General features: G+C 42.6%; 10 protein-coding genes. 5 read left to right on the top strand and 5 right to left on the bottom strand.

The window, feature by feature from the left end:
• Positions 1-161: 161 nt before the first annotated feature.
• From ACE38W_RS21125 to ACE38W_RS21105, 5 genes are read right to left on the bottom strand one after another with little or no spacing between them, the layout of a single operon-like run.
• Complete coding sequence (locus tag ACE38W_RS21125; protein ID WP_375834312.1) at positions 162-1049, bottom strand: lysophospholipid acyltransferase family protein; 888 nt, start codon at positions 1047-1049, stop codon at positions 162-164.
• Positions 1050-1100: 51 nt separating this feature from the next.
• On the bottom strand, positions 1101-2699 hold the full coding sequence (gene nadB / locus ACE38W_RS21120) for an L-aspartate oxidase (RefSeq protein ID WP_375834309.1): 1599 nt from the start codon (positions 2697-2699) through the stop codon (positions 1101-1103).
• 57 nt (positions 2700-2756) lie between these two features.
• Positions 2757-3440 (bottom strand): lysoplasmalogenase, encoded by a 684-nt coding sequence (locus tag ACE38W_RS21115; RefSeq protein ID WP_375834307.1) that lies wholly within the window; start codon positions 3438-3440, stop codon positions 2757-2759.
• Between the two features lie 14 nt (positions 3441-3454).
• Complete coding sequence (locus ACE38W_RS21110; protein WP_375834305.1) at positions 3455-4795, bottom strand: PAS domain-containing sensor histidine kinase; 1341 nt, start codon at positions 4793-4795, stop codon at positions 3455-3457.
• 2 nt (positions 4796-4797) lie between these two features.
• On the bottom strand, positions 4798-6153 hold the full coding sequence (locus ACE38W_RS21105; RefSeq protein ID WP_375834302.1) for a sigma-54-dependent transcriptional regulator: 1356 nt from the start codon (positions 6151-6153) through the stop codon (positions 4798-4800).
• 209 nt (positions 6154-6362) lie between these two features.
• Between ACE38W_RS21105 and ACE38W_RS21100 the strand changes: the two genes are divergently transcribed.
• The 5 genes from ACE38W_RS21100 (at position 6363) to ACE38W_RS21080 (ending at position 12143) form a co-directional block, all read left to right on the top strand.
• On the top strand, positions 6363-7610 hold the full coding sequence (locus tag ACE38W_RS21100; protein WP_375834299.1) for an efflux RND transporter periplasmic adaptor subunit: 1248 nt from the start codon (positions 6363-6365) through the stop codon (positions 7608-7610).
• Between the two features lie 34 nt (positions 7611-7644).
• On the top strand, positions 7645-8334 hold the full coding sequence (locus tag ACE38W_RS21095; RefSeq protein WP_375834296.1) for an ABC transporter ATP-binding protein: 690 nt from the start codon (positions 7645-7647) through the stop codon (positions 8332-8334).
• A 140-nt stretch (positions 8335-8474) separates the two neighbouring features.
• Complete coding sequence (locus tag ACE38W_RS21090) at positions 8475-9140, top strand: ABC transporter ATP-binding protein (RefSeq protein ID WP_375834294.1); 666 nt, start codon at positions 8475-8477, stop codon at positions 9138-9140.
• Between the two features lie 148 nt (positions 9141-9288).
• Positions 9289-10740, top strand: a complete 1452-nt coding sequence (locus ACE38W_RS21085; protein ID WP_375834292.1) for a TolC family protein — start codon at positions 9289-9291, stop codon at positions 10738-10740.
• Between the two features lie 23 nt (positions 10741-10763).
• Positions 10764-12143: an efflux RND transporter periplasmic adaptor subunit gene (locus ACE38W_RS21080; RefSeq protein ID WP_375834289.1), complete on the top strand. Its 1380-nt coding sequence runs from the start codon at positions 10764-10766 to the stop codon at positions 12141-12143.
• The last annotated feature ends 79 nt before the right edge of the window (positions 12144-12222 follow it).

Raw genomic sequence — 12222 nt, 5'->3', positions numbered from 1 at the left:
ACCTATCTCTGGTGGGAAAAGCATTGCCTGGTGTTGCAAGGAGGCTTTAAATACAACTGAGAGTGTTTTTCCTTTGGGCATATCATACGAACGGAAAAAACTGTCTAAGAGATTTCCCCCCCCAAAAAAAAGAGGGTGCCTTTTGAGACACCCTCGTTTTTTTATGAAATTGTTTTAGGTTCATCTTTTACCCAGTCTTCATATTTGTGTTTCCATCTGCGATGACTCCACACCCAAACCTCCGGCTGTTCGTGGATATTCTTCTCCAGGTAATTCACAAATGTCTCTGTAATCTTACCAATAGGTTCTTTTGATGGTTCTTCAAACATCAGCTTTAACTCTGCATGGTAATAACCACGTTTTGTCTTTCTGATATCAACAAAAACAACAGGAATATTATGACGTCTGGCGCTCATTTCAGGGCCTTTATAAAACGGCGTCATTTTATTAAGGAACGGATACCAGAAGCAGCTGCGCGGGTTTCCTGGGTTTTGATCTGCTACGAGTGCAATCAGGTATTGTTTATCCAACCATGGTTTGATGCTGTTGCCCATATCATTTGCAGGCAGCAATATAGAGCCAGCCCTCTCGCGGAAGTGGCGGAATAGCCTATCCGCGGACTTATTGGTTAGTGGCATATACACTACCAGAAAAGGATATGAAACACCTTGCATACAATACAAATTGGCCCATTCCCAGTTAAAGTTATGACCAAGGTGCATCTGGCAGCTTTTGCCTCTTGCATAAAGGTCCTTCAAAACGGTGAGGTCACAAATAAAACGCTTCTTCAGCGTTGACTTACGCATCGTCAGCAGCTTGATGGTTTCCACCATCATATCAGTAAGGTTTCGATAATATTTGCGGGCAATACTGCTGATCTCCGCTTCTGACTTGTCAGGAAAGGCCTGACGAAGATTTTCAAACACTACTTTCTTGCGATAACCGAAAACGTAGTATACCAGCAGGTAAAGGAAATCACTCAGCAGATATAGCACACGCAATGGCAGCAACGAAATACCATAACAAATGGCTAGCAATATATAATACATCCTTGCGCTAATTGAATTGATGGCCCAAAGGTACGAAACCCTAACTAAGCCTTACAAAACGATGTTCTGGATTAATTCGCATTTAAACGGATAATCGGTATTAAAGTGTAATCCACGGCTTTCTCTGCGGAATGCTGCTCCTTTGACAATCAGATAAGCCACTGTGATCATATTTCTCAACTCACAAAGCTGTGGAGAAACTTCTGTTTGTTCATAGAGGTTCTCTGTTTCTTCATGTAACATATCCAGTCTTCGCATGGCACGTTTCAAACGTACGTCAGTTCTCACTATACCTACATAATCACTCATAATCTGTTGCAGTTCTTTCAGACTTTGGGTGATAAGGATCATCTCTTTCGGCGCCTGTGTACCTCTGGCATCCCAGTCTGGCACATTATCTCTAAAATTGATCGTATCGATCTTACTGGTGGCATCCATAAAGCAGCGGTGAGCGAATACCATGGCTTCCAGCAAAGAGTTGGAGGCCAGGCGGTTGGCCCCATGAAGGCCGGTGCTGGCGCATTCGCCACAGGCGTATAAATTACGGATAGAGGTTAAGCCCCATTCATTTGTTTTAATGCCTCCGCAGCTGTAATGAGCCGCAGGAGCCACTGGTATCATTTGCGTCTTTATATCGATGCCAGCTGTTTTGCAGGTCTCGTAAATGTTAGGGAAATGCTGAATGAACTTTTCCAGATCCATATGTCTGCAATCCAGGTATACAAACTCGGTACCAGTGATCTTCATCTCACTATCCATTGCTCTGGCTACGATATCGCGTGGTGCGAGCGATAGCCGAGGATCGTACTTATGCATAAAGTCTTCGCCATGGATATTACGTAGAATACCACCATCACCTCTTACTGCTTCTGTAATCAGGAAGCTTGGACTTACGCCTGGTTGGTATAAAGCGGTAGGATGAAACTGGATGAACTCCATATTCTCAATCCTTCCTTTGGCTCTATATACCATGGCAATGCCGTCGCCGGTAGCAATCGTAGGGTTAGTAGTACTACGATATACTTGTCCGTTTCCGCCAGTAGCAAGTAAGGTAATTTTGGAAAGAATTTTTTCTATCTCGTTGGTTTTACGATTGAGAACGTAAACACCATAACATTCAATATCAGGAGTGGATTTGGTAACGAGGTATCCCAGGTGATGCTGGGTGATGAGATCTACAACAAAACAATGGGTTACCAGTTCAATGTTCGGGCGACGGTGAATAGCTTCCAGCAGCGCTCTTTCTATTTCTTTGCCGGTAATATCTTTATGGTGAATTACCCTGAATACAGAGTGTCCGCCTTCGCGACCCAAAGAAAAATCACCGTTAGAGTTTTTATCGAAATTAGCGCCCCATTCGATGATCTCGTTCACTCGCTCCGGGCCTTCGGTGACAACGATTTCCACCACTTTGGGATTACAAAGTCCATCTCCGGCAATCAGCGTATCATCGATATGTTTCTCGAAACTATCATTTTCCAGATCGTTTACTACTGCCACACCACCCTGCGCATACTTCGTATTGGTTTCATCCTCTCTGCTCTTGGTGATGATCGTAATCTTTTTGTCAGGACATTGCTGTGATACCTTCAGCGCATATGTCAGTCCTGCTATACCTGATCCGATTACAAGAAAATCTGTTTGTTGCATAAGGCAACAAAAATACGAATAACTACGAAAGCTAATAGTGCTAAATAATCAGAAGATTTAGCGCCGGTGTTCATCAAAGAACCTAACCGCGCCATACACAAGGCCTAGCTGGGCCAGACCATAGGTAAGCATTACCCAGACGCCGTTTGCCGGTAGTGGATGATAGAATTTCCCTACAGCAATGAGGCTATCAGAGATCATGAACAGAACAGCTCCGATAATACAATACCAGCCTTCAGGTTGCCATTTGAAATAGAATGCATGCAGTACACTCTGCACCGTTACTGAAATGGTTAAGGCATAAATGATCACGGGTATACGAAGCGCTCCCAAATGAGGGAACAAGAAAAGTATAAACCAGATGAGGAAGGCCGCATGTAATAGTATTAGCGGATATTTACAAAAAGGTGCAGGAAGGTTACTATACCTGATCTTCAGGAAAAAAGTGATGTACATGGCATGTGCCAGCAGAAAGCTTCCCAATCCCAGCATGAAGTATATCGGGTTGATATGCTCAAACATCAATAATACATCTCCCCCAAATGAAAATAATAATGCAAGCAGTAAAAAGGCTTTAAAACTTCCACGAATTGCTTTTCCTTCACTTAATGCATATATGGCTAAAATGATGGTTAATAGTGGTTTACTAATATATCTATAGGTTTCAAGGTGCAACCCGGTAAATACTACGTCTGCTACTAATACTATCAGGAAAATGATTAACCACCTGGACTTTAGCATATGTTTTGTTTTGGTCAGATATTTAAAGAAATAGAAAACGTAGAACCATTACCGTTATTACCCGGACTATTTACCTTTAGTTGTCCACCGTGCAATTGAACGATTTGCTGTGATAAGCTAAGTCCAATGCCGGAACCTTTTTTCTTTGTGGTAAAGAAAGGTATGAAAATCTTTTCCATGGCGCCTTCGTCAATGCCAGGGCCATTATCCGTTACCTCAATTATTACCTGGCCGTTGGCAGGTTGATAAACTTTCATTTCTATTGCTGGTTCGTGCGTATGCTCCAGCGCGTCCATGGCGTTTTTGATCAGGTTAATCAATACCATCTGTAGTTGAGAAACATCTGCATGTAATTCTGCCTGATCTGCATCTACCATTAACAAAAACTGAATACCTGCCTGTTTCATATCTGGCTGGAACAAACTACTAACGCCAGTTACCAACGTACGAACATTTATATTGGTGAACTGAGGCTGCGGTAATGTAGTATAATCGCGGTAGGCATTCACGAAATTCATGATGCCCTTACTTCTGCTTTCCACTGTTTCCAAGGCTTCGCGCAGATCCGCAATCCCTTCCTTGTTATTGGCACTCGGAGCAATGTCTACATCAACGATTTCACGCATAGTACCAATCAGTGATACAATAGGCGTTACAGAATTCATGATTTCATGACGTAAGATCTTCGTCAGATTTTGCCATGCTTCCAGCTCTTTCTTCTGCAGCTCAGAATGGATATTTTGTATAGAGATCAACTTAATCAATCTGCCCTGCAATCGTACTGCAGTGGCATGAATAGAAAGTTGTTGCTGCTGTTTGGTGGCATATAAGGCCTTGTTATTCGCAGGCAGTTCAAGCAATAAATCATACAAGCCTGGATGAATGTTCTTTAATTCAACGAGATTACGTAGCCTGTAAAGTCCTAGCAGCCTGAATGCAGCCGGATTTATCAACTCGATTTTTCCTTCGGCATCAAAAGATAGCACACCGATACTGATATGTTGGACGATCGTATCAATGTATTTGAGATTGGCTTCTTTCTCGGCCCTTGTCTGGCGGAAAGCCTCCAGTACTTCATTGAACTGCTGGTTAAGCAATTTGAAGCTTCTGCCTAATTTATTATCCGCACTGAACCTGATAGAGAAATCTTCATATCTGATAGACTCTAGGAATAGTGTGAGTTTGCGGTTAATCCTATTGAGATAATAATAGATACCATACATCTGTATCAATATCAATGGCAGGAAAAGGTATGCCAGGGATGTGTTGATATCCAGGAATACCCATACGCCTGCAGTGATAGTAATAGTTAGGAGTACTACCCTCAATGATATATTGATACTAAATCCGTTCATGATTAGATGTTGTATTTTTCCAGTCTTCTGTAAAGTGCGGCCCTGCTGAGTCCTAGCTCTTTTGCAGCTTCTGTGATATTGCCGTTACATTTTTTCATTGCCTGGGTAATCACGTTTCTTTCCATGTCTTCCAGGTTGTAACCAGTATCGGCTGGTTGATCGGTAACGCTGTTACTTTTTGTGAATACATCCTTAGGTTGCAAGATTTTTCCTTGAGAAAGGATGACTGCTCTTTCAATAGCATGCTGTAATTCACGGATATTTCCAGGCCAGTCATATTTCTGTAACTGGTTAATGAGTGAGTCACTCATGCTATTAACAGGCCTTTTGTATTTGTCTCTGTATATAGTTAAGAAGTGTTCTGCCAGTGGCACAATATCTTCTATACGTTCACGCAAGGGAGGCAGATTTATTTCAATGGTATTGATACGGAAAAGTAAATCCTGACGGAAAAGATGCTGAGTGGCCAGCTGTGGCAGATTACGATTGGTGGCGCATATCAGCCTTACATCTATATTGATGTTTTTATTCGATCCTACTTTGGTAACATTCCTGTTTTGTAAAACCGTCAATAGTTTGGCTTGAAGAGGAATTGTTACGTTGCCTATTTCGTCCAGGAAAATGGTGCCTGCATTGGCTTCTTCAAAGCGTCCGGCTCTGTCTTCGCGTGCATCTGTGAAGGCGCCTTTTACATGCCCAAACAGTTCACTTTCGAACAGGCTTTCTGCAATAGCGCCCAGGTCCACGCTCACGAAGGGTTTGCTATTACGATGAGAGAGCTGATGTATATGTCGTGCCAGCATATCTTTACCGGTTCCGTTTTCACCGAGTATAAGGATATTGGCATCGGTGCCGGCTACACGCTCTACGGTGTCAAAAACTTCTTGCATGGCAGGGCTTTTGCCGATCAGCAAGTTGCCATTTTGGGGCGGCGCCGCAACGGTATTGGGTTTGCTGCTGCCAGCCTGGTGTTTGTTATACGCTGCCTGAATAGTCGCTAATAGTTTATCGTTCTCCCAGGGCTTAAGCACAAAATCAGTAGCTCCGGCTTTAATCGCCCTGACAGCCATTTCCACATCACCATAGGCGGTAAACAGCACTACTGTTGATTCAGGTTTTATATCCAGGATGCGATCCAGCCACTCAAAGCCCTCTTTCCCACTGTTGAGGTCACGGGTGAAGTTCATGTCTAGCAAAATGACATCATAGTCGAAGTTGGTTACGAGGTAAGGAATCTTTTGGGGATTCTTCTCGAAATCTACTTGTTCAAAATGACGTTTGAGTAATAATCGGGCTGCTCGTAAAACATCAGCATCATCATCTATTATAAGGATTTTCCCCTGTTGCAATGTGGTCATAGCGGTAATTATGTTGGGTATTTGACACAATAATAAAGAAATTTTTTCCGGAGAAATACAAAGATTTAAAAGTGTCCGAATGTGAACGAAGGCTGTCCGGCACAGGACATCTATACGATTGTAATTATGCTATAACATGTTGATAAATAGTGTTTTATTATTCTGGCATATCGGTTGACTTATACCGGACAGCAAATTATCTGTAAATCATGGATAGAAAAATAGAAAAGAAGTTTTGGTCTAAAAAACGCATCCTGATGATAGGAGGTGCAAGCTTGGTAGTATTACTGCTTGCTTATAATCTCATCTTTGCCGACCATCGTTCCACCTTGAATGTGGAAAAAGATAAAATAACCGTTTCTCCCGTTACCAAAGGAACTTTTGACGTATACATCGCTGTAACTGCAGTGGTGATGCCATTGAAAACGATCCGACTGGATGCTATCGAAGGAGGTTATGTAAGCCATAAATACCTGGAAGGAGGCAGCATGGTAAAAGCGGGAGATTCAATATTACGACTTGATAACCAGCGGCTCATGATGGACTTTGTAAATCATGAAACGGAGATATATCGTTTGCAGAATGAGTTGCAGAATACCAGGTTAAGCATTCGTCAGCAGAAGTTTACTATGCAGCAAACCATTTATGAGATGGATGCGAAGATTGCAGAAGCACAGGATCTTTATGATAGAAATAAGCAGTTGGTGGAGGAGAAGATCGTTGCGCGTCAAGAGTTTAACAAGAATAAATTTGAATTGGAAGGTCTGCTGAAACAACGCGACATCCAAATGCAATCACAGAAATACCAGGATGAAAATGCGGTGCGTCAGATTTCCCAGCTGGAAGGTACGCTCGTTCGCACACAACGTAACCTGGCCTTAATGAAAGAGAACCTTAATAGTTTGATAGTAAGGGCTCCTGTATCAGGTCAGCTGTCATCAATAGATGTAGAAGTAGGTTCCAGCATTACCGCCGGACAAAACATTGGTCAGATCGATGATCTGAATGGGTTTAAACTCAGAGCAGATATAGACGAGCATTATGTTTCACAGGTATTTGCAGGGCTAAGAGCTTCTTTTGAATTTGATGGTAAGAATTACGACATGATCGTCACTAAAGTATATCCGGAGGTGAAGAACGGCCGTTTCCAGGCAGATCTGAACTTCGAGAAACAAACCCCGGAAGGTATTCGTCGTGGACAATCCAGCCCTATTCGTCTGGTATTGGGTAAATCGGCAGAAGCAGTGTTATTGCCATTGGGCGGCTTCTTCTCTGACACCGGTGGCAACTGGGTTTATGTAGTAGACAAGGGAGGAAAACGTGCTGTAAAACGTAATATCACCCTGGGTCGTAAAAATCCACTGTTTTTTGAAGTCCTGGATGGCCTGCATCCTGGCGATCAGGTAATCACCTCATCTTATGAGAGTTTTGGTAACAAAGATGTCTTAGCCTTTTAGTAATATTATATTTCAAATCCCTTAAAAAGAAATTATGATACGCACCGTTAACTTACAAAAATTGTTTACTACAGAAGAAGTAGAAACCACTGCGCTAAACGGGATCAACATGGAAGTGCAGGATGGAGAATTTGTAGCGATCATGGGGCCTTCCGGTTGTGGTAAGTCCACCTTACTGAACATCCTGGGTTTATTGGATAATCCTTCTGATGGAGAATATCATTTCTGGGGAAAAGAAGTGGCCAGAATGAGTGAGCGCCAACGTGCGCAACTGCGCAAAGGAGCCATAGGATTCGTTTTTCAGAGTTTCAATCTGATAGATGAACTTACGGTATATGAAAATGTAGAATTGCCTTTGCTGTACCTGAAAGTGCCAGGCCATGAAAGAAAGCAGAAGGTCGAAGAAGTGCTGGAGCGCATGAATATTATGCATCGACGTAATCACTTCCCACAGCAGCTTTCTGGCGGTCAGCAACAGCGTGTAGCCATTGCACGTGCGGTGGTAGCAAAGCCCAACCTGATACTCGCGGATGAGCCTACCGGTAACCTGGATTCGTCCAACGGGGAAGAGGTAATGAAACTCCTCCAGGAACTGAATAATGCAGGTACCACCCTGATAATGGTGACGCACTCGCCTTATGATGCCGGTTTTGCGCATCGTGTGATCAATCTCTTCGACGGTCGTGTGGTAACAGAAAATATCCGTGAGCAATTTCACGTGTAAGGGAATAGGGGAGAGATCATAATTTCTGCGTATAATCTTTGACGTTACTAACTTTTTAATACGAGTAGAATAACAAGAAACAGCAAACCAGCGGGTGTATCCACACACGCTGTCACTTTTTATCTCTTAAAAATATTACAATGATACAGCTTCAGCATATATCCAAACATTATCCTGTAGGATTTGGAAAGAATGAAATTTTAAAAGATATCAATCTGGAAATCAAGGAAGGAGAGTTTGTTTCTATCATGGGACCATCGGGTTCAGGTAAATCTACCTTACTCCATATTATGGGCTTACTGGAGGAACCTTCTGCAGGTCAGTACCATTTCCAGAATGAACAGGTGGATAAACTATCGGAAAAGAAACGCACATTGCTGCATCGGGGAGCCATAGGCTTTGTATTCCAGGCTTATCATCTGATTGATGAGCTGACGGTTTATGAAAATATCGAAACGCCATTATTATATAAGAACGTGCCTACTTCGGAGCGTAAGAGTAAAGTTGCGGATATCCTTGACCGTTTTAATATAGTTGCCAAGAAAGACCTTTTCCCTAATCAACTGTCCGGCGGCCAGCAACAGCTGGTAGGTATTGCCAGGGCGCTGGTGTCAGAACCAAGAGTTATCCTGGCCGATGAGCCAACTGGTAATTTACACTCTGATCAGGCTAAAGTAATCATGCAGTTATTTAAAGAACTTAACCAGCAAGATAAAATCACCATTGTACAAGTTACCCACTCCGATCTTAATGCAACCTATGGCAATCGTATCATCCAGCTTCGTGATGGACAAATACAAGCATAATATTTCTGGTTGCTTTTAGCGAATCTGATAAAAATACAGTATGTTGTACACTCAAAATTCGAGGTATGCTGCCATACCTACGAAAATTTTGCCTTCTGTCAATAAGAAGATGAAAGTATCATCACAATTATTATATTTTTGTAATGCTATGAGATTATCCCGATACGCAGGCTGGGTCCTGCTTTTGTTCATGTTTGCTAACATCTCACCGGCAGAGGCGCAGGATACGTGGAGTTTGCAACGTTGTGTGGATTATGCATTGCAACATAATATCCAGGTTAAACAGCAGGACATACAGAAACGTATGGCCGAGTTAACCCTAAAACAGAGTCAGCTTAGCAGGATACCTTCCTTAAGTGGCAACCTTGGTGGTGCTTTTAACGAAGGTCGTAACCCCAGCCCGGCTACCAACACCTATATTCAGCAATCATTCTACTCTGCTAATGGTGGATTGACTACTTCCGTCAACATATTCAACTGGTTTTCAATACAAAATCAGGTAAGAGCAAATATGATGGACCTGAAGTCTAATATCTTCCTGATGGATAAAGCCCGCAATGATCTTGCTTTTAACGTAGCAACGGCTTTCCTCCAGATATTACTGAACATAGAACAGGTAAAGGTGAATGAGGTACAGGTGAAACTGACCAACTCTAACCTTGGTAATACCAAAAAACTGGTAATCGCAGGATCTGTTCCAGAAAGTAACCAGGCCGACCTGGAAGCTCAACTGGCCTCAGATAGCGTTAACCTGGTAACAGCCCAGAATAATGTGACCTTGTCTATCCTACAGATGAAGGCTTACCTGAATCTGGACTTCGAAATCCCTTTCCAGCCAGAAGTGCCGGAAAACATCTTCGATCTACAGATGGCACGCCTGGATGAAATGGCACCTGAAATGGTATACAGCACCGCCACCACTACTTATCCACTGCTGAAGTCCGATGAAATGAAGATCAAATCAGCAGAGTATAATTATAAATCTGTAAAAGCACAGCAATATCCTAACCTGAGCTTGACGGCAGGACTTGGATCTAGCTTTGCCAATAATATTAAAACCAGTGATCTGTCACAGGCAATTGCAAAGGTTGATACCGTTGGTTTCTTAGCCAGCAATCCATCACAATATGTAGTACAGCCAGGTTTTACACTTCCTTCTAGCGCCATTAGCATGACGCCTTTCTGGGACCAAATCAGTAATAACTTCCAGCAGTATGTACAAGTGAGCCTTCGTATTCCTATCTTTAATGGATGGCAGGCAAAAGCTAATTCAAAGAAAGCTGCCCTGAACCTCGAAAATGTAAGATTGAACCGTGATCAGGATATTCAGAAGCTCAGACAAGATATCTATACTGCCCATGCCAATGCTGTAGCAGCATTACAGAAATTCAACGCAGCCACAAAAGGTGTGGATGCTGCCCAAAAAGCCTATGACTTTGCAACCAAGCGTTTTAATCTTGGTTTGATGAACACCATAGATTATATCACCACTCAAAGTAAACTGTTCAGAGCCCAAATCGATAAGGTGTCTGCACAGTATGATTATATATTTAAAATGAAATTGCTGGAATTCTACAGAGATCAGAAAATTTCCCTGTAGTCTGTCCAGGAAATAACAGCTTTATGAAGAAAAAGACACTTTATTGGCTCATAGGCATTCTTGGTTCACTCGTTATTCTACTTCTTGTATTAAAATCTGCAGGAGTTATTGGAAAAGAAGAAGGGATTAAAGTTGCAGTAGACAAAGCGGAAAAGAAAAATATTATCGAGGTGGTTACCGCCAGCGGTAAAATTTATCCTGAAATCGAAGTAAAAGTAAGCTCCGATGTTTCCGGTGAAATCACTGACCTGCTTGTACAAGAAGGCGATTCTGTAAGAAAAGGCCAGGTGCTTGCCAGGATCTATGCAGATATTTACGGCTCCATGGTAGACAAAGCCGCTGCCTCCGTAAGCCAGTCGCAAGCCCAGCTTGCCAACACCAATGCCGCATTGAGTTCTTATAAAGCTCGTCTCGATCAAAACAAAGCTGCATATGATCGTAATAAATCCCTCCTCGAACAGAAAGTAATTTCCCGTTCTGAGTTTGAAACCGCAGAAGCTACTTATCTCGCCTCTCAGGCGGATTACAACGCAGCTGTTCAATCTATCAATAGTAATAGATTCGCGGTTGCCAGCGCACAGGCCAACCTTACAGAAGCTAATAAAAACCTCGGCAGAACTACTATTGCCGCACCAATGGGTGGTATCATCTCCCTATTGAGCGTTAAGAAAGGTGAACGCGTGGTAGGTACAGCACAAATGACCGGTACAGAAATGCTGCGTATCGCTGATATGAACGCAATGGAAGTACAGGTAGATGTAGGAGAGAATGATATTCCTAAAGTGAAATACGGTGATACTGCTATCATTGAAGTAGATGCTTATAACAATCGTAAATTCAAAGGCATCGTTACACAGATTGCCAGCTCCAGCAAAAATGCAGCTTCGCAGACTGCCGCCTCTACCAGCTCCGCTGAACAGGTGACCAACTATATCGTACATATTCGTGTCCTGCCTAGCAGCTACCAGGATCTCGTTGTTACTACCAATGGTCAGAAAAGAGTATATCCTTTCCGCCCAGGAATGAGTGCCAGCGTAGATATCCAGACAAGACACGTGAATAACATACTGGCTATTCCTATCAACGCTGTTACCACACGTGATCTTGATAGTGCCAAAACAGGTAAAAAACAAGAACAGGATAATACAACGCCTTCTTCTTCAGCCAGCACCAAGCCTGAGCTTAATGAAGTGGTGTTTATACTGGAAAAAGACAACACCGTTAAAATGGTAACTGTAACTACCGGTGTTCAGGACGATACCAATATCCAAATATTAACCGGCCTGAAAGAAGGAGATACCATTATTAGTGCCCCTTACAGCGCTGTAAGCAAGACCCTTTCCAATGGTAAAAAAGTGAAAGTGGTGCCTAAGACCCAGCTGTTTGAAGGAACACAGAAATAATTCGTTATAATGTATTGCAGAAAGCCGTCTCTATACAATAGAGACGGCTTTCTCATTTCCAATAGAGGCAATTTCGTTA

Source organism: Chitinophaga sp. Hz27 (assembly GCF_042263525.1).
Classification (GTDB): domain Bacteria; phylum Bacteroidota; class Bacteroidia; order Chitinophagales; family Chitinophagaceae; genus Chitinophaga.
Note: the sequence above shows the minus strand (reverse complement) of the source record. Positions and strands in the feature narration are given on the sequence as shown.